Here is an 18,040-nt window from a genome sequence, read left to right on the forward strand (position 1 = left end):
TCTTTCTCCCGTATTGGCGAGCAGGTGTGCGCCCCTGCGGGGCGGCCGCTGAACCTTGCGATTCGCTACCGGTGTTCGTGTTCGAAAATGTGGTCCATGCAGTAGCAGGCGGCGTCGGAACATTGCGGGCAGTAGCGAAACTCGGCGTCGGGGTCGCTTTTGTCGGTCTTGCCGCAGACGACACACTTGTGAAACGGCTGCTCGGCGAGCTCGGCCCGCTCTGTTTCGTAGACCCGGCGGCGGTGGGCGTTGCGGGCGCGAGTGATCATCTCTCCGCCGAAGAAGAGGAAGAAGTTGGCGATGCCCGCAGCGAGCACCGCCGCCTCCTGCCACTGACGCATGCCCAACGCCTGCAGGAACCAGCCGGCAGTCAGGACGGCGACGACGATGCCGATCCACTTGACCTTGACCGGGATGATGAAAAACAGAAGGAACTGGAACTCGGGGTAAAGCCATGCAAAGGCCAGCAACACCGAGATGAACACGTAGTAGTTGTTCACCGGCGCGGAGGGGTCCAGCAGGCCCGCGAGCGCGCTGAGCACGAAGGCGGTGAGCAGGTAGATGTTGTAACGGAAGTGGCCCCACTCGCGGTCGAGTGCGCTGCCCATGAGCCAGAAGATGTAGATGGAAATAAGAAACCAGAGCGGGTGCGCGAATCGCGGCATGAAGGCGAACGTCAGCAGCAGCCACACTTCGCCGGCGAACACGCGCTCCCAGACCAGCGCCATGCTGTCGAGGAACGCTTGTCCGGTCGTCGCCACGGCCGCAAGGTAGAACAGCGCCTGGAAGGCGATGAGGATGAGCGTCAGGTTCGGGATCGCGAACCGGCCGAATTTGCGTTCGAGCCTGTCAAGCATGGGAAAGACTATAACGAATGAAAGCGGGCAGACGTTCGCGCAAGGTCCGGATTACGCTGCAGCACCATCGTTGGCGGCGGTGGTGACAGCGTCGGCGGGCGGCGCGACGGGGTTGTCGAAGTGCACGTCCATCTGTGGGAACGGAATGCTGATGTTCGCTTCGTCCAGGTAGTACTTGATTGCGCGGATGGTGGCTTCGCGAACCGGGAAAAGGTCGGCAGCGGGCGCCCAGACGCGAACGGTCCAGTCGACGGACGAGTCGCCGAGCCCGGAGAGCACGACGGCGGGCTCTTTGTCAGGGGCCTGCCCCTCAACGCTTTTGACGGCAGCGAGGAGGGTCTCGCGGGTTTTGTCGATGTCAGCGGAGTAGTCGACGCCGACCGGCACGTCTGTGCGGCGGACGGGGTGGTGGCTCATGTTCTCGATCTTCGCACCGAACACCTGTGCGTTGGGCATGATGATGCGGCGGTTGTCGAACGTGTTCATGTAAGTGAAAAACAGCTCGATCTCGTCGACCGAGCCGACTTCGCCGTTGATATTGACCGCGTCGCCGACCTTGAACGGACGGAAGGTCAACAACATGACGCCAGCGGCGAAGTTGGACAGCGTGCCCTGAAACGCGAGGCCGATCGCCAGGCCTGCTGCGGCGATGACCGCGGCGAGGCTGGCGGTCTGCACCCCGAACTTACTGAGGCAGAAAATCAAAGCCATGACGAGCACGGCGTACTTGGCGAGCTGTGCGAAAAATTTGCTCAATGTCGCGTCGAAGTGCACCTTCATCAGCCCACGCTGGACCCACCGACGAACCCATGTCGCGACCGCAATCGCGACGAGAAGGATGGCAAGCACCGCCATGGCGTTGATGGCGATGTCGACGCCACGCTGGGTGAGTTGCTCGATCAACGGGTCGGACGTGGCGGTGCCAGTGGCGGCGTTGGCGGCTTCCTGGGCGAGTGTGGTCAGCATATTAGATCCCTCTTCACGAGTGATGATTGCGATTGGCAAGGATTGTACCGACAGTCGGCGCTAGCCGGCGGGTTGTTGCTGGCTGAGGCAATGCAGTGCGCCGAGGCCGACGACGAGCCATTCGCTGCGGACGGGGGTGATGATGTGCTCGGGCATTGCATCGTCGAGAGTTCGCAAGGCCAGTTCGTCGTTGGGTTGGCCGAAGGTGGGCACGAAGACGCTGCCGTTGGTGATGAGGAAGTTGGCGTAGCTGGCGGGGAGCGGGGCGGGCCCGCCGGGGCCGAAGCGGTCGGCGGGGTAGTCGAAGGTGATGGTTTCGGGGACAGGCAGCTCGATGAGGTTGAGCTTGCGGTTGCCTTGGTCGCGTGCTTGTTGGAGGACTTGCCAGTTTTGTTCGAGCGTGTCGTGGTCGGGGTGGTGTTGGGGGGCGCGGAGGGCGGCGACGGTGTCGGGGTTGATGAAGCGGGCGATGTCGTCGATGTGGCCGTCGGTGTCGTCGCCTTCGATGCCGCCGGGCAGCCAGATGACGTGGGTTGTGCCGAGCGTTTCGTGGAGCTTGGTTTCGATCTGCTCGCGGGTGAGGTGGGGGTTGCGGTTTTCGTTGAGAAGGCATTGCTCGGTGGTGAGGACCGTGCCGCGGCCGTTGACTTCGATGCTGCCGCCTTCGAGAACGAGGTCGTGTATCCAGATGGGCAGGTGGAGTTGGCGGGCGATGTGTTGAGGGACGACATCGTCGTAGTCGCGATGTTCGTACTTGTTGCCCCAGCCGTTGAATTGGAAGTCGTGGCAGGCGAGGCCGAGGTCGCGGTGGACGACGAAGATCGGGCCGTAGTCGCGGATCCACGAATCGTTGGTGGGGATGTTCAGTTCCTGCGTAGTGGAGACGGGCACGGCTTTGCGCATCGCATCGACCCATGCGTCGTACTGGGCGATGGCCTTTTCCATCACGACGGGCCAGGTTTCGACGTTATGTGGCGGGGTAAGCCAGACGGCGGCGTGCGGCTCCCACTCGGCGGGCATGCGATAGCCGAGCTCGGCGGCAGTGCCGGCGGGCGTGTGAAGCTGGTCGGCGTTCTCGATTTGGGGGTGAGCCATGGGGGGATTGTAATTTCTAATTTCTAATTGCTAATTGCTGATTGCTGATTGCTGATTTGGGGATTCGGCAGGGCAAGCCCTGCCCTACTCGTCCAGCAGGCGTTTGGTGATGGGTTGATAGGCATCAATGCGGCGGTCGCGGAGGAACGGCCAACCGCGGCGGAGCTCTTCGATGCGGTTGAGGTCGCATTCGACTACGAGCACGGCTTCGTCGTTTTCCGGCGCTTCAGCGAGCACGACACCGCCGGGGTCGCAGACGAAAGATGAGCCCCAGAAGGTCAGGTCGCCTTCCGTGCCGACGCGGTTGATGGCGGCGACGAACACGCCGTTGGCAATCGCGTGGCTTCGCTGCATGATCTGCCAGGCTTCTTTCTGCTGTTTGCGGTCGAAGTCGGTTTCGCCGTGGTACCAGCCGATGGCGGTGGGGTAGAAGAGCACCTGTGCGCCGTGCATGGCGGTGAGGCGGGCGGCTTCGGGGAACCACTGGTCCCAGCAGACGAGCATGCCCGTGCGGGCGTTGGTGGTCTGTTGCATGCGCCAGTTCAGATCGCCGGGGGTGAAGTAATACTTTTCGTAGAAGCGTGGATCGTCGGGGATGTGCATCTTGCGATAGCGGTCGATGATCTCGCCGTCGCGGCCGATCATGACGGAGGTGTTGTGGTAGAGGCCGGCGGCGCGCTTTTCGAAGAGCGACGCGGTTATCTCGATGCGCAGCTCTTTCGCCAGTTCGCCAAGACGGTGGGTGGTCGGGCCGGGGATCGGCTCGGCGAGGTTGAAGCGGGTCTCGTCTTCGACCTGGCAGAAGTACTCGGTGAGGAACAGCTCCTGCGTCGCGACGAGTTGAGCGCCTTGGCTGGCGGCGTCGCGGATCATGTCGCAGCAGCGGTCGAGGTTGCGTTGGCTGGCAGCCTCGTCGAGGCCTGGGGAGGCGTGCTGGACGAGGCCGAGCGTTAACGTCGAGGATTTTACTGTGGTGGCCATAGGTTGCTCCGTGCGGGTGAGCCCGCATCGTAAACGATGGGAGGAAGTTTCGAGTTTCTGGTTTCGAGTTTCGAGTTGGGGAGGGGGTGCTCACGACGTTACGTTGTGTCTGGCGGCGGCTGAACGTTTCTAATTTCAGAACTCGAAACCAGAAACTCGAAACGGCCTTATCATGCTTCGTTCATGCCACGCCAGCGTCCCCAATCCAGCGGCGAGTCCGGCACCGGCGACCTGACGCTGCCGCAGGTGCCGCGCAACGGCCGGGCTGCGTCCGCCACTGGCCCGCTACGGCGCGAGCTGTCGGGCAAGCTGGCCGGGCGATCGCTGCCGGGGCAGGTGTGGGTGCTGGCGCTCTGGCCATTCTTAGAGCAACTGCTCAACTCGGCGGTGGGCTTTGTCGACACGGCCCTGGCCGGTCGACTGGGCGTGCCGGCGGCGAACGCGGTGGCGGTGACCGGCTACATCGGCTGGCTGCTGGGCATGCTCCACATGGCGGTGGGCATCGGCGCGGGGGCGCTGGTCGCGAGGGCGATCGGCGGCAAGCATAAGCGCGTCGCCAACGCCGGGCTCGGCCAGGCTTTGCTGCTGGCGGTGGTCTGGGGCACGTTGACCGGCGTCGCCATCCTGCTCGCAGCGCGACCCATCGGGCTTGTGTTCGGCTTACGAGGCGAAGCGCTCGAACTCTGCGTTGTCTACATCCGCATCTTCTGCGCCGCAGCGCCGATGGCGGCCATCCTCTTCATCGGGGCGGCTTGCCTGCGCGCCAGCGGCGACACGCGCACGCCGTTCTTCGCCATGCTGCTGGTCAATGCGGTGAACGTCACGCTGTCTGTGCTGCTGGTGTTCGGCCCGGAGCCGATCGGCGGGTGGGGCGTGCAGGGCATCGCCATCGGCACGGCGGCCGCCTGGGTGGTCGGCGCGGCGCTGATCCTCGGCGTGCTGCTGCGCGGCAATGGCGTGATCCGCCTGCATCTGCATCGCCTGCGGCCGCATATGCACACGGCCAACCGTATCGTCCGCGTTGGCGTGCCGAGCCTGATCGAGTCGTCGGGCATGTGGATCGGCAATGCGCTGGTGGCGATGATCATCGGTCGACTGGCTGCCGAAGCGGCGCTGGGGGCGCACATCATCGCCATCCGTGTCGAGGCGCTCGCGTTTTTGCCCGCGATGGCGATCGGCACCGCCGCCGCGACGCTCACCGGGCAGTACCTGGGGCTAGGCGATCCGCACCGCGCGAAGCAGGCAGCGGGGCTTTGCTGGCTGTTCGGGGCGGTGATGTCGCTGGTGATGGGCGCGGTGTTCATGCTCTTCCCCGAGCAACTCGCCCGCATGCTCACCGATGAGCCGGAATTGTACGAGTTGGCGGCACCACTGATTTTCATCGTCGGCCCGGTGCAGCTTTTCTTCGGCACGTACCTCGTGTTTTCGCAGGCGTTGCGCGGTGCGGGTGATACGACGGTCGCGATGGCGATGACATACTTCAGCACGTTCGCCATCCGCCTGCCGGGGGTGTGGCTGCTGGGGGTCTACTGGGACATGGGGTTGTACGGCGTGTGGATCGCGTTGTGCGTGGAACTGGTCATCCGTGGACTACTGTTCGCCGGGCGATTTCTGCACGGCGGATGGACGAAGGTGAAAGTGTGACCTCACAAAGCTCGCCGTCTGGTGATGCGGCCTCCGCCAGAGGGCGCGTTGCATCCGGCTTCAACTGTCAAAACGGCAGGGCTGGATTGGTAATGCCTTTTCAAGTATAGGATTGTTCGGGGCTTACGATTGATTGCCTTGGTCCCCTGTTTGCATTCGCCTATTGACGGGTTGCCATGCGCCGGCATTGATGACCCTGATTTCAGAGGAAAGTGACTGCTCATGGCTGTGAAGTTTGAGGACTATTACGACACGCTTGGAGTAAAGCGCGATGCGTCGCAGGACGAGATTCGCCGTGCGTATCGCAAGCTTGCTCGCAAATTTCACCCGGACGTGAACAAGGAGAGCGATGCGTCGGCGAAGTTCGCCAAGATCAGCGAAGCTTACGAAGTGCTCGGCGATCCGGAGAAGCGCAAGAAATACGACGAACTGGGGCAGGACTGGAAGAACGGGCAGGAGTTCCGCCCGCCGCCGGGGTGGGAGAACATGGAGTTCAACTTCCGCGGCCCGGGTGGGGCGTCCAGCGGTGGAGGTGGCTTTCGGCCGGGTGGGTTCAGCGACTTTTTCGAGATGTTTTTCGGACGCGGCGGGAGCGGCGGTGGTGGGGCGGGCACGCGAGGGGGGCGATCGTCCTTTGAAGAGATGTTCGAGCAGCAGGCCGGGGGCAACCACCGCCGGGCTGGGATGGCGGAGCAGGAAGTCGAAGTCACGGTCACGCTGGACGACGTGTTCCACGGCGGCAAGCGGCAGATCGAACTCACGGAGCCCACCGGCCGACGCAAAAAGCTGGAGGTGAAAATCCCGGCTGGCGCGACCGACGGCTCGCGCATCCGCCTGAAGGGTGAGCACCTCGTGCTCCGCATCCGTTTGGCGAAGCATCCGCGCTTCGACGTGCAGGGCCACGACCTCACCACCGACCTGCACATCACCCCGGCCGAGGCGGCGCTGGGCGGCAAGGTGGATGTGAAGACGTTTGATGGGCCGGTGACGGTGACGATTCCCGCGGGTGCGCAGTCAGGGCAGAAGCTCCGCCTACGCGGGCGTGGAATGCCCAAGGGCAAGCACAAGCCGGGCGAACGCGGCGACTTGTTCGTCCGATTGCTGATCCGCGTGCCGCATCCGTTGAGCGATGAAGAGCGGAAGCTCTACGAGCAGTTGCAGGCGATTTCGAAATTTGATCCGAGGACGTAACCAATTTGAAGCCTGCTGCATGACGTGGTCGGCTTCGGGAGTACGATCATGGACTTCAACAGACTCACGCAGAAGACGCAGGAAGCCGTGCACGCGGCGCAGAGCGAAGCGACGCGGTTCGGGCATCAGGAAGTCGATGTGGAGCATCTGCTGCTCGCGCTCGTACGGCAGGAGGACGGGCTGGTGCCGCGCCTGTTACAGCGGATGGACGTGCAGATCAGTGCGCTGGTGGGCGATCTTGAAAATACGTTGACGAGTCGGCCGTCGGTGCGAGGGCCCGGCGCGGAGGCGGGCAAGGTGTTTGTCAGCCAACGGCTGAACCAGGTGCTAGCGCAGGCGGAGAAGGAAGCGAAACGACTGCGCGATGAATACGTGAGCGTCGAGCATCTCGTGCTTGCGATGCTCAACGAGCGGGACGGTGACGCGAGGAAATTGCTCGAAAAGCACAACATTAATCGCGATGTGTTTCTCGCGCTGTTGACGAAGGTGCGCGGCAATCAGCGGGTGACGAGTGCGAATCCGGAAGAGACTTACGAAGCGTTGCAGCGATATGGGCGGGACCTGGTACAGCTTGCGCGGACGGGCAAGATGGACCCGGTGATCGGTCGCGATGAAGAGATCCGCCGAACGATTCGCATCCTGTCGCGCAAGACGAAGAACAATCCCGTGCTGATTGGTGAGCCGGGCGTGGGCAAGACGGCGATTGCGGAAGGGCTTGCGCAGCGCATCGTGCGCGGCGACGTTCCGGAGGGTTTGAAAGACAAGACGATTTTTGCGCTGGATCTCGGTTCGCTGATCGCGGGAGCGAAGTATCGCGGTGAGTTCGAGGAACGATTGAAGGCGGTGCTGAACGAGATCAAGGAGGCCGAGGGCAAGATCATTCTGTTCATCGATGAGATGCACACCATCGTCGGCGCCGGCAAGGCAGAGGGGGCGATGGATGCGGGCAACATGCTCAAGCCCATGCTCGCGCGGGGTGAGTTGCATTGTATTGGTGCGACGACGCTGGATGAATATCGCAAGTACATCGAGAAGGATGCAGCGCTTGAACGGCGGTTCCAGCCGGTGCTGGTGGATCAGCCGACGGTCGAGGACACGGTGAGCATTCTTCGCGGGCTGCGCGAGCGGTTCGAGGTGCATCATGGCGTGACGATTCAGGACAACGCGCTGGTCGGGGCGGCGACGTTGAGCCACCGTTACATCACGGACCGGTTTTTACCGGACAAGGCGATCGACCTGGTGGACGAAGCGTGCGCGATGATCCGTACGGAGATCGATTCGATGCCTGCTGAGCTGGACCAGATCACGCGGCGGGTGATGCAGTTGGAGATCGAGGAAGCGGCACTGAAGAAGGAGAAGGATGACGCGAGTCGATCGCGGCTGGAGACGTTGCAGAAGGAGTTGGCCGACCTTCGGAACAAGGCGGACACGATGCGTGCGCAGTGGGAACAGGAGAAGCGTGGCGTGCATGATGTCCAGAAGCTGCGCGAGCAGATCGAGCAGGTGCGTCACGAAATCGAGCAGGCGGAGCAGGCGTACAACCTCGACAAGGCGGCGGAGCTGAAATATGGCAAGCTGCCTGAACTGCATAAGCAACTGGCCGAGGCGGAGTCGAAATCCAACGGCAAGGACGACAAGCAGGAAGGCCCGCGCCTGGTTCGCGAAGAGGTGACGGAAGAGGAGATCGCGCAGATTGTCGCGCGATGGACCGGCATTCCGGTTGCGCGACTTGTCGAGGGCGAACGTGAGAAGCTGCTCAAGCTCGACAAGGTGCTGCACCAGCGTGTGATCGGGCAGGACGAAGCGGTGCAGCTTGTCGCCGACGCGGTGATTCGTGCCCGGGCGGGCATTAAAGATCCCAAGCGGCCGATCGGCAGCTTTATTTTCCTCGGGCCGACCGGCGTGGGTAAGACGGAGCTGGCGCGGGCGTTGGCCGAGACGTTGTTCGACAGCGAAGACAACATGATTCGCATCGACATGAGCGAATACATGGAGCGGTTCGCCGTGTCGCGGCTGATCGGTGCGCCGCCCGGCTACGTGGGCTATGAAGAAGGCGGGCAGCTCACGGAGCAGGTGCGTCGCAAGCCTTACAGCGTGATTCTGTTTGACGAGATCGAGAAGGCGCACCATGACGTGTTCAACGTGTTGCTTCAGATTCTTGACGACGGCCGTGTGACCGACGCGCAGGGGCATGTGGTGAATTTCAAGAACACGGTGATCATCATGACGAGCAACATCGGCAGCCCGTACCTGCTGGAAGATGCGATGGGCGGGGCGGGTGAGATTTCCGACTCGACGCGGAACAAGGTTTTCGCGGAGCTGCGCAGCCACTTTCGGCCGGAGTTTCTCAATCGCGTGGACGACACGGTGCTGTTCAAGCCGTTGACGCTGGAAGAGTTGAAGCAGATCGTCGAGTTGCAGGTGGACGACATCCGCAAGCGGCTGGCCGAGCGGAGCGTGACGTTGGAACTGACGGACGCGGCGAAGCAGCATGTCGCCGAGGCGGGTTACGACCCGGTGTACGGTGCTCGGCCGTTGAAGCGATATCTGCAGCATGAGATTGAAACGCGGATCGGCCGGGCGATCGTGGCGGGCGAGGTGGTGGACGGCTCGAAGGTGATAGTGGATCACGACGAGGACGGCGGGATTCGGCTGGACGTGGCTTCGCCGGCGTCGGCCCCGGCGTGAGCGTGTGGGATCAGCAGCGTGGTTGCGTGGAATCGCTGTGGATGAACGCTGATCCGGAGCGGCCAGGGCACGTTGCCGGGGGCTGATGGGGGTGGCGGGAGGAATCCTGCGGGGCGTCGCTGACGCGGGGCCGCGAGGCCGTTATAGTACGGGTTCTGGCCCTAACGAGAGTGGACTGTGCGACGTAGCCGAAAGCCTATTGTGATTGCCTCGCGCCGTAGCCGACTGGCCCGCATTCAAGCGGAACTGGTGGGCAAGGCGTTGTCGAAGCTGCACCCGCGGCTGGAGATCGAGTACCGCTGGATCGACTCGGAGGGCGATCTGCACACCGGCCCGTCGCTGGCGGAGGTGGGCGGGAAGGGTCTGTTCACGCGATCGCTGGAGAAGGCGGTGCTGGCGGGCGAGGCAGACCTGGCGGTGCACAGTTTGAAGGATATGCCAGCGGTGGACACGCCGGGGCTGGCGCTCGCGGCCGTCCCGCCGCGTGCTGACGTTCGCGACTGCCTGATCACCCGCGAGGGTGCGGGCGGGCTTGCGGGTATGCCGGCGGGCGCGGTGGTGGGTACGTCAAGCCCGCGTCGAGCGGCGCAGGTGTTGCGTGCTCGGCCGGACGTTCGGATTCAGCTGATCCGCGGCAACGTTGATACGCGGTTGCGCAAGGTGCTCGACGTGTCCGGCGAGCACGGGCCGAGCTATGACGCGACGCTGCTGGCGGTGGCGGGGCTGCTGCGAATGGGGCTTCGCGAGCATGTGACCCAGCCGATCGATGTGGATGAGGTGCTGCCGGCCGCGGGGCAGGGGGCGCTGGGGATTCAATGCCGATCGGACGACCACGTGACGCTGACGCGTTGCCTGCCGTTGAATGATTCGACGATCGCCACGGCGGTGCACGCCGAGCGCCAGGTGGTGGCGGGGCTGAATGGCAATTGTCACTCGCCGATCAGCGTGCTGTGTCAGGCCGTGCCGCCACAGAGCAAGAGCAAGCGGAACACGGACTCGCATTGGTATCGGCTGCGGGCGCGGGTGATGTCGTCGGATGGTCAGACGGTGCTGGCGACGGACGAGACGGCTTCGCCGAAGGAACTGCGGCGGGTGGTGGCGCAGACGGTTGATGCGTTGATTGCTCAGAACGCGCGTCGGCTGCTGGCGGCCTGCCGGGGGATTCCGGTGGGGGAGTCGGCAGCGGGTAGACCCGCGGCGGCGGCAGAGGCAGTGGCGGAGTGATGGTGACTGGCGATTTGTGATGGGTAATGTTGTTGGACTGGGTCGCGCTCCGCTTTGCTTCGCGGCTAACTGACATTTCGAATGGCAACTCTTGAAATCTACTTCAAACTGCCCATGCCTCGGTCCTGCCGGGCCTGGTTGACCTGCGCGAGCACGGCAGGCTCGTGGCGGAGCAGCTTGATCATCTGCGAGGTGGAGATGCCTTGGATCAGGGCGGCGCGGGGCAGGTCGTAACCCACGGCGGCGATGGCGTCGAGGGCCTCGGCGAGCAGGGCGGGGAAGTCCGTGTGCTTGGGGTTGATGGCGAGGCGGTTGGCATTGGTACGCTCACGCCAGGTGGGGCTGGGGCCGGTGGCGGGGTAGTCGCGGCGGACGTGCATGGCCAATTGGAGGCGGAGCCTGCGGAGGGCGACACGGCGGTTCTCGGCCTGGCTTCGGCGTTCGCTGGCCTGGGCGGCAACGCCGGTGGGCTGGTGGGTGAGGCGGATGGCGGTTTCGACCTTATTGCGGTGTTGTCCGCCGGGGCCGGACGCTCGGCTACGCTGTGACTGGCACTGGGCAAGCAGGTCGTCGTCGGGCAGCGCGGCGGGATGAACTTCCCCATCTGGGCTCATATCGGTATGGTAACGCGATCGGCCTCGTTGCAGGTCAAGTCGGCCGGGGGGTGAGCCGACAAAGCAAGGGTGTCGCGCGTTTTCCACTTGGCCCTTGGCCACTCGATTTTCGGCCCGTTCTGCCCCGGAGTGAAGTTTCATCGTGAGTGAGCCGACCAGTGACAACGCCGTTGAGACCAAGGCGGCGCAGGGCGGAACGCTGCCAGCGTTCGACGCGTGGATGGCGAGCAACCCGTGGCATCCGCGGATCGTGCCGTTCGCGGTATACCTCGTCTTCCTGGCGATCATCGAGTTTGTGCGCGGCTATTGGCTGCTGAGCTACCCGCTGTTGTATGGCGTGCAGTGCATCACGGTGGCGTGGCTGCTGTGGCGGTATCGCAAGCTGTTGCCGGAACTGACGATCAAGTTTCACTGGCTGGCAGTACCCACCGGCGTCGGGCTTTGCGTGGCGTGGGTGGCGCTGGGGTACGCGATGATCTGGCTCGCCCCGGGCTGGTTCGCAGCGGGCGACGAGCCGCATTACATGCAGGAAATGCAGGGCGAACACCCGGGCGTGTTCTACGTGTCGATGGTGTTGCGGCTGATCGGCATGGCGATGCTCGTGCCGCTGTTCGAGGAGCTTTTCATCCGCAGTGCCTGCCTGCGCGGGCTCCACTCAGCGAAGAAAACCAAAGCAGGGCTGGTGCAACTCGCGGAAGACATGCCGCTGATCGGCGAGCGCGTCATGCACACGCAAGCCGCGAAGGAGGCGGCGAAGTACCCCGCCGCGTTCACGCAGCAGTTGCGCGAGTGGCCGGTGGGCAAGTTGACGATGTTCGGCGTGTTTGCCTCGACGTTCATCTTCATGGTTCACCACCTGCCTCGCGACTGGCCGGGCACGATCGTCTGTGCCGCGGTGTGGTGCTGGCTGCTGTGGTACACGAACCGCGGCGAACGACGCATGGGCCTCGGGCCGATCGCGTGGTCGCATGGCATTACCAATGCGGCGTTGTGGTGGTGGTGCTGGCAGATGGGCGACTGGCAGTTTCTTTAATCAAACCCCTTCATATTAATTATTTACGATCTATCCCCGCATCGGCCTGATGCTGCGGATTGCTGCCTTGCTTTCGTCTGCTGTGGGGTCTATTGTGGGTACTTCACGCATCGGCATCCGCCGAAGGGGAGTATTCAACATGGCGCTTTACAAGCGGGACGGTTCACCGAACTGGTGGATTGAGTTTGAATTCAACGGGCAACGGGTGCGGAAGTCGGCCCGCACAGCCAACAGGCGAAGGGCGGAAGATGTCGAGCGAAAGCTACGCCAAGACATGCACGACCACCACGTCTTAGGCAAGCCCGTGGTGAAGTCGATGACGTTCGAAGATGCAGCAGAACGTTACCTGAAGACGCATCTAAAGCCGAAGGGCCAGAAAGCGGCGACGGCCAGGAACGACGCATACAAAATCAACATGCTGGTAGATCGGGTCGGCGGCGGAAGGCTGTTGAGTCAGATTACCGCCTCATTTGTCGCCGCTTTGAAGGATGATCTACTAAAAGAAGGCAAGACGGATAAAGACGGGAAGAAGTCGGGCCTTGCGCCGGCGACGGTCAACCGTGATCTGGCGATCCTGAAAGCCATCCTGCGGAAGGCTCACGACGAATGGGGATGCTTGGCGACGGTTCCCCGGATCACCTTGCTACCCCTCAATAACCGCCGGCTGCGTTGGCTGGACGCCGACGAAGAAACCCGCCTCTTGAAAGCGTGTGACGATGCCCCGCACCTTCGCGACTTGGTTGTTTTCCTCATGGACACTGGGGCAAGGCTAACCGAAGCCACCGAATTGACGTGGGATCGGGTAGACATGGACCGGAAGCCACGTCCGTTGGTTAGCTTCCACGATACGAAGTCAGGCAAGCCACGAAGCGTTCCGCTTCCCGACCGTGCCGGACGGATGCTTGCACGGCTGCACGCCGACAGGCCAAAGGACAAAGCCCATGTCTTTCTGTCATGGCATCCGAATTGGAAAGGCGGCCGGCATAATCCTCATGCCCAGCCATGCGGTCAGCCTCATGGCGCGTGGGCCAAGGCGGTGAAGCGGGCCAAACTCGAAGACTTCCGCATCCACGATCTACGCCACACTTTCGCGTCTCGGCTGGTGCAGCAGGGGGCATCCCTCTTTGCTGTGTCGAAGCTGTTGGGGCATGAGTCGATCCAAATGACGATGCGGTATGCTCATCTTGCCCCGGACGAACTCGACGCCGCTATCAGCAGGCTTGATCAGCGATCCACACAAATCGCCACGCCAGTCGCCTAAGCCGTGGCGATAGACAAGAACCGCTGTCGCCGGCTGACGCTGCTCGCCTTTGCTCGGCTTGTCCGTGGCACGGTGAGCACGTCTAGGGCCAGCGGGCCGGCGTCGTGGGCCGGGAGTCGTGACGTTTCGGGCTGGCTGGTGCATTGGTTCAACAGGTATTCATCTACGGCCGTGCGATGGTAGAGCACACGTCGCGAGCCGGTGGGCTGTGTACGCGGCAGGTTCAAGCGGTCCAGTGTTCGCACACTCACGCCGATGTGTCTGGCTGCCTGCTCACGATTCATCCACGGGCCAGACGACGCTGGCGCTCCTTGGAAGTGCTGATTCATGTCTGAGTTTACTCCAGTAAAAAAGCAGGCCCTGACCTCGGCCGTTGTAGTAGCGTGCCGTAGTCAGGCTTGCATGTGTTTGTGTTTCTGATTCTGCTTCACGGTGGGGAGGCTTACTCGGCATCTATCCCCATGAAGCTGATGGTGAATGGAAATCTGTTAATCCATCACCCCTGCGACAATCGCCCCGAAAACCTTTAACATTTGCGTTTGACACGGATGCGCCGTCACCGAACCGCCTCACATCGGGGGTAGATGATTCATGCCGCTTTCATGGAACGAAATACGCCAGCGTGCCATCACCTTCGCCCGCGACTGGTCCGACGCCTCACGCGAACGCTCCGACGCGCAGACGTTCTGGAATGAATTTTTTGAAGTGTTCGGCATCCGCCGGCGAACCGTCGCTACGTTCGAAGAACCCGTACGCAACCTCGGCGGCGCAACCGACTTTATCGACCTGTTCTGGAAAGGCCGGCTCATCGCCGAGCACAAGTCGCGCGGCCGCGACCTCGGCAAAGCCCACACACAAGCCAACGATTACATCCAATCCCTCGCTCGCGAAGGCCGGCACGACGAAATCCCCCGCTACATCCTCGTATCCGACTTCGCCCGCTTCGCCCTGCACGATCTCGAAGAATCCGACCCCGCCAAGGCGACCATCGAATTCACGCTGGATCAGCTACCCCGCCGCATCCGCGCCTTCGCCTTCATCGCCGGCTATGAAACCCGCCGACTCGACGCTGAAGACCCCGCCAACCTCAAAGCCACCGCACTGCTGGCCAACCTCCATGACCGGCTCGAAGACGGCGGATACACCGGCCACGACCTCCAGCGCTTCATGGTCCGCATCCTGTTCTGCCTGTTCGCCGAAGACACCGGCATCTTCGAACCAGACGCCTTCACCAACTTCCTCCGCGACAACACCCGCCCGGACGGCTCGGACCTCGGCCCGCAACTCGCATGGTTCTTTGCCGTCCTCAACACCGACTATGACCAACGGCAACGTAACCTCCCCGAAGACCTTGCCAACCTCCCCTACGTCAACGGTGAACTGTTCGCCGAACAACTCCGCTTCGCCTTGTTCGATGCTCCGATGCGCGAAGCCCTCCTGAACGCGACGAACTTCCATTGGGAAAAGATCAGCCCGGCCGTGTTCGGCTCGCTTTTCCAGTCCATCATGGAAGACCGCGCCCGCCGGCAGATCGGCGCGCATTACACCAGCGAACGCGACATCCTCAAACTCATCCGTTCCCTGTTCCTAGACGACCTCCGTGCTGAATTCGAAAAGGTTCGCCACGACAAGAACGCCCTCGCCCGCTTCAACCGCAAACTTGGCGAACTGCGATTCCTCGACCCGGCTTGCGGCTGCGGTAACTTCCTCGTCATTGCCTACCGCGAACTGCGCCAACTCGAAATGGACGTGCTCCAGACCCGCTTCGGCGATATGCCCAGCGAAGGCGACCTCCGCGCCAACGCCCAGCTCAACGTCGGGCAGTTCTACGGTATCGAGATCGAAGAATGGCCCGCCCGCATCGCCGAAGTCGCCATGTGGCTCATGGACCACCAGATGAACAGCGAACTGTTCGAGCGCTTCGGCCAGGCAAAGGCGACCACGCCGCTGACGCGCTCGCCGCACATTCAGCAGGCTAACGCGCTACAGATGGACTGGAACGAACTGCTGCCGGCCGGTGAATGCAGTTTCGTGTTGGGGAATCCACCGTTTGTTGGGGGCAAATACCAAACGCCCGAGCAGCGCGAGGACATGAAAGCGTTGATCGGCCACGTATCCGGTTATGGCCTGCTCGACTTTGTGACTGGGTGGTACTTCAAGGCAGCGGACTACATCGCGGAGCACGCCATCCGAGTGGCTTTCGTCTCGACAAATTCCATTTGCCAGGGCGAACAGGCCGGCGTGCTGTGGGGCGCTCTGCTTGGGCGAGGCGTGCGAATCCATTTCGCCCATCGCCCGTTCGCATGGGCCAGCGAGGCTCGCGGCAAGCACACGTTCACGTTGTAATCGTCGGGTGGGGCCGACAGGATTTCAGTCCCAAACGCCTCTACGATTACGAAACGGACGATCAGCATCCGACTGTTACGGAAGCAAGGGACATTTCGCCGTATCTCGTTGAAGGCCCGCCCCTCGCAATCACCAGCCGTTCGCGACCATTGTGCGACGTGCCGACAATCGGCATCGGCAACAAACCGATTGACAATGGGTCTTACCTCTTCACGCCGGATGAGAAGCAGGCATTCTTGGCTCGCGAGCCCGCTGCGGAACCCTACTTTCGACCGTGGATCGGCTCGAAGGAGTTTTTGCAAGGCATCGAACGTTGGTGCCTGTGGCTTGGAGATTGCCCACCCCACGAACTTCGCACCATGCCGCTGTGTATGCAGCGCGTTGCTGAGGTGCGAGCGTTTCGATTGGCGAGTAAGAGCACACCGACACAACGGCTTGCCGACACGCCTCAGCGCTTCCACGTCGAGAATATGCCGGATGACCCGTTTCTTGTCGTGCCGAAAGTGTCATCAGAGCGACGAGCGTACATTCCTATTGGTTTTGTCAGCCCACCTGTGCTTGCTAGCGACCTCGTGTTTCTCGTGCCTCATGCCACACCGTACCACTTTGGCATGCTTTCTTCCGCAATGCACATGGCATGGATGCGCCAAGTCTGCGGTCGGCTCGAATCCCGTTATCGCTACTCGGCAAATCTCGTTTACAACAACTACCCTTGGCCGCAGGAAGTCAGCGACAAGCAGCGGGAGCGGGTGGAGAAGGCGGCGCAAGGGGTGCTTGACGCGCGGGCTCAGTTTCCCGATGCAACGCTGGCGGACCTATACGACCCGATCGCGATGCCGGCGGTGCTTCGCAAGGCGCATGCCACACTGGACCGGGCCGTGGACGCCTGCTATCGCCGGCAACCGTTCACCAGCGAGCGCCAGCGGCTGGAGTACCTGTTCGCCTTGTACGAAACCCTGCTGGCCCCGCTGACGCCGGCGAAGAAGCCTCGCCGCACCCGGCGGGCACGAACCACTTAGGCGTTACCGCCAAGGGGGAATGATGACAGAAGAGAATGTGCGGGAAGATCGAATCCATATCCGCTTTGAAGGCGGTCTGGCCGATCAGAATCGGATACCTGTTCAGGAATTCATTACCTCGCTGGACGGCTGGCATGACTTTCTTGATCTGTCCACGACCGCCTTTCTGACCGGTCGCTTGACCACCGACCGCCTCCCATCCGACCGCCGGGTTCGGTACGAAATTCAGACGGTGCGTGAAGGCTCGGTCGAGGTCATTCTTGAAACTGTCGGCTTATGGGCTGCCCAGGGGATCGTTGGAGGCGGTGCCGCTGGTATCACGTTCGCAACAGGCCGAGCCCTATGGCGGTGGCGTCATGCGCTCTTCAACCGGCAAGTCCAATCGCATCGCGATGATGCAACGATTGAAGAAGCTGCCGCCGCGCTTGCTCACATGGCGAGGGAGCACCAAATTGCCGTCGGTGACGAAGATGATCCGGCCGATTATGTGGAGCGGATTGACGCGACGATGAAGCGTGCTGTTCGGCCGGTGACACAATCCGTCACTCATGTCTCGATGCGTGGCGAACTTGGGACGGAGATCATCACAGCGGCGTCATCACAGAAAAGAGCGCTCGACAACGACTATTCCTCGGTGAAGCAGCCGGAGCGTGTCGGTGATTTCGAGGCGAGGGAAGTCATCTTTCGCCGTATCAACATTGAGTCTGGCAGCGCTTCGGTAACATTTGTTGATCCACATGATGAGGATGAGGTGGGCATCAAGCGGTGTTGGATCATTGACGCAAACCTACGAACGAAACGTGATCCTTACACCGGCTCGATGCACAAACGATCACCGCTTCAGGTTCTTGCCCGCAAAAAAGTTTTGAACAGCGAAACCGGTGCGGTTCGATGGGAAGTTACTGCGGATCAAGATGAGGCTGGCAGGCACCTGTTCAACCGTGAATGATGACTTCGGGGGATACTGTCTGCCGGCGGCGACGGCGACGCAAGTCGGCGGAACGCTCCCGCATTGCTTAGTGGCCTGCTTACTGCTCGGTGCCTCACATGCTGGCACGTCAGCACATCCGAAGGGTGAAGACGGCTCACGGTCCGCCTTGGAAGCCGGCGGGCGGAATGTG

At 62.2% G+C, this 18,040-nt stretch carries 15 protein-coding genes; 9 read left to right on the plus strand and 6 right to left on the minus strand.

What is annotated here, in order from left to right:
• Positions 1 to 65: 65 nt before the first annotated feature.
• From ACERK3_13035 to ACERK3_13050, 4 genes are all read right to left on the minus strand, one after another.
• A complete protein-coding gene (locus ACERK3_13035) occupies positions 66 to 857 on the minus strand; it encodes a hypothetical protein (GenBank protein MFA9479209.1) in 792 nt (263 codons plus the stop codon).
• 51 nt (positions 858 to 908) lie between these two features.
• Positions 909 to 1,823 carry a mechanosensitive ion channel family protein gene (locus ACERK3_13040; protein ID MFA9479210.1) on the minus strand — a complete coding sequence of 305 codons (915 nt, stop codon included), beginning with the start codon at positions 1,821 to 1,823 and terminating at the stop codon, positions 909 to 911.
• Positions 1,824 to 1,883: 60 nt separating this feature from the next.
• Positions 1,884 to 2,918: an agmatine deiminase family protein gene (locus ACERK3_13045; protein MFA9479211.1), complete on the minus strand. Its 1,035-nt coding sequence runs from the start codon at positions 2,916 to 2,918 to the stop codon at positions 1,884 to 1,886.
• 84 nt (positions 2,919 to 3,002) lie between these two features.
• Positions 3,003 to 3,899, minus strand: coding sequence for a carbon-nitrogen hydrolase (locus tag ACERK3_13050; protein ID MFA9479212.1), 897 nt, complete (start codon positions 3,897 to 3,899; stop codon positions 3,003 to 3,005).
• A 183-nt stretch (positions 3,900 to 4,082) separates the two neighbouring features.
• Between ACERK3_13050 and ACERK3_13055 the strand changes: the two genes are divergently transcribed.
• The 4 genes from ACERK3_13055 (at position 4,083) to hemC (ending at position 10,646) form a co-directional block, all read left to right on the plus strand.
• Positions 4,083 to 5,543 carry an MATE family efflux transporter gene (locus ACERK3_13055; protein ID MFA9479213.1) on the plus strand — a complete coding sequence of 487 codons (1,461 nt, stop codon included), beginning with the start codon at positions 4,083 to 4,085 and terminating at the stop codon, positions 5,541 to 5,543.
• Positions 5,544 to 5,765: 222 nt separating this feature from the next.
• Entirely contained in the window at positions 5,766 to 6,734 is a 969-nt protein-coding gene (locus tag ACERK3_13060) for a DnaJ C-terminal domain-containing protein (protein ID MFA9479214.1), read from the plus strand.
• Positions 6,735 to 6,782: 48 nt separating this feature from the next.
• The gene (gene clpB / locus ACERK3_13065) at positions 6,783 to 9,422 is read left to right on the plus strand and encodes an ATP-dependent chaperone ClpB (GenBank protein ID MFA9479215.1); all 2,640 of its coding nucleotides are present in this window, start codon (positions 6,783 to 6,785) and stop codon (positions 9,420 to 9,422) included.
• A 177-nt stretch (positions 9,423 to 9,599) separates the two neighbouring features.
• A complete protein-coding gene (gene hemC / locus ACERK3_13070; GenBank protein MFA9479216.1) occupies positions 9,600 to 10,646 on the plus strand; it encodes a hydroxymethylbilane synthase in 1,047 nt (348 codons plus the stop codon).
• A 98-nt stretch (positions 10,647 to 10,744) separates the two neighbouring features.
• On the opposite strand, the gene ACERK3_13075 is transcribed toward hemC, so the two are convergent.
• A complete protein-coding gene (locus ACERK3_13075) occupies positions 10,745 to 11,260 on the minus strand; it encodes a peptide chain release factor-like protein (GenBank protein ID MFA9479217.1) in 516 nt (171 codons plus the stop codon).
• A 142-nt stretch (positions 11,261 to 11,402) separates the two neighbouring features.
• Between ACERK3_13075 and ACERK3_13080 the strand changes: the two genes are divergently transcribed.
• Together ACERK3_13080 and ACERK3_13085 are read left to right on the plus strand one after the other, a co-directional pair.
• Positions 11,403 to 12,293, plus strand: coding sequence for a hypothetical protein (locus tag ACERK3_13080; GenBank protein ID MFA9479218.1), 891 nt, complete (start codon positions 11,403 to 11,405; stop codon positions 12,291 to 12,293).
• Positions 12,294 to 12,432: 139 nt separating this feature from the next.
• Complete coding sequence (locus ACERK3_13085) at positions 12,433 to 13,554, plus strand: tyrosine-type recombinase/integrase (GenBank protein MFA9479219.1); 1,122 nt, start codon at positions 12,433 to 12,435, stop codon at positions 13,552 to 13,554.
• Here the strand turns inward: ACERK3_13085 and ACERK3_13090 are convergent.
• A complete protein-coding gene (locus ACERK3_13090) occupies positions 13,551 to 13,883 on the minus strand; it encodes a helix-turn-helix transcriptional regulator (GenBank protein ID MFA9479220.1) in 333 nt (110 codons plus the stop codon). The two genes, ACERK3_13085 and ACERK3_13090, sit on opposite strands and share 4 nt — an antisense overlap.
• A 262-nt stretch (positions 13,884 to 14,145) precedes the next feature.
• Between ACERK3_13090 and ACERK3_13095 the strand changes: the two genes are divergently transcribed.
• The 3 genes from ACERK3_13095 to ACERK3_13105 all read left to right on the plus strand — a co-directional run bounded on the left by ACERK3_13095 (position 14,146) and on the right by ACERK3_13105 (position 17,868).
• Positions 14,146 to 15,900, plus strand: a complete 1,755-nt coding sequence (locus tag ACERK3_13095) for a DNA methyltransferase (GenBank protein MFA9479221.1) — start codon at positions 14,146 to 14,148, stop codon at positions 15,898 to 15,900.
• Positions 15,901 to 16,058: 158 nt separating this feature from the next.
• Positions 16,059 to 16,919 (plus strand): type IIL restriction-modification enzyme MmeI, encoded by an 861-nt coding sequence (locus ACERK3_13100; protein MFA9479222.1) that lies wholly within the window; start codon positions 16,059 to 16,061, stop codon positions 16,917 to 16,919.
• A gap of 19 nt (positions 16,920 to 16,938) precedes the next feature.
• Positions 16,939 to 17,868 carry a hypothetical protein gene (locus tag ACERK3_13105; protein MFA9479223.1) on the plus strand — a complete coding sequence of 310 codons (930 nt, stop codon included), beginning with the start codon at positions 16,939 to 16,941 and terminating at the stop codon, positions 17,866 to 17,868.
• Positions 17,869 to 18,040 lie beyond the last annotated feature (172 nt).

It is taken from the genome of Phycisphaerales bacterium AB-hyl4, from assembly GCA_041821185.1.
Taxonomy (GTDB): Bacteria; Planctomycetota; Phycisphaerae; order Phycisphaerales; family Phycisphaeraceae; genus Natronomicrosphaera; species Natronomicrosphaera hydrolytica.

What these genes read in the sequence shown, in the direction of transcription:
- ACERK3_13090 (MFA9479220.1), bottom strand. Translation starts at nt 13,883, where the DNA reads ATGAATCAGCACTTCCAAGGAGCGCCAGCGTCGTCTGGCCCGTGGATG.
- ACERK3_13075 (MFA9479217.1), bottom strand. Translation starts at nt 11,260, where the DNA reads ATGAGCCCAGATGGGGAAGTTCATCCCGCCGCGCTGCCCGACGACGAC.
- ACERK3_13055 (MFA9479213.1), top strand. Translation starts at nt 4,083, where the DNA reads ATGCCACGCCAGCGTCCCCAATCCAGCGGCGAGTCCGGCACCGGCGAC.
- clpB (MFA9479215.1), top strand. Translation starts at nt 6,783, where the DNA reads ATGGACTTCAACAGACTCACGCAGAAGACGCAGGAAGCCGTGCACGCG.
- ACERK3_13040 (MFA9479210.1), bottom strand. Translation starts at nt 1,823, where the DNA reads ATGCTGACCACACTCGCCCAGGAAGCCGCCAACGCCGCCACTGGCACC.
- ACERK3_13095 (MFA9479221.1), top strand. Translation starts at nt 14,146, where the DNA reads ATGCCGCTTTCATGGAACGAAATACGCCAGCGTGCCATCACCTTCGCC.
- ACERK3_13035 (MFA9479209.1), bottom strand. Translation starts at nt 857, where the DNA reads ATGCTTGACAGGCTCGAACGCAAATTCGGCCGGTTCGCGATCCCGAAC.
- ACERK3_13085 (MFA9479219.1), top strand. Translation starts at nt 12,433, where the DNA reads ATGGCGCTTTACAAGCGGGACGGTTCACCGAACTGGTGGATTGAGTTT.
- ACERK3_13050 (MFA9479212.1), bottom strand. Translation starts at nt 3,899, where the DNA reads ATGGCCACCACAGTAAAATCCTCGACGTTAACGCTCGGCCTCGTCCAG.
- ACERK3_13060 (MFA9479214.1), top strand. Translation starts at nt 5,766, where the DNA reads ATGGCTGTGAAGTTTGAGGACTATTACGACACGCTTGGAGTAAAGCGC.
- ACERK3_13045 (MFA9479211.1), bottom strand. Translation starts at nt 2,918, where the DNA reads ATGGCTCACCCCCAAATCGAGAACGCCGACCAGCTTCACACGCCCGCC.
- ACERK3_13105 (MFA9479223.1), top strand. Translation starts at nt 16,939, where the DNA reads ATGATGACAGAAGAGAATGTGCGGGAAGATCGAATCCATATCCGCTTT.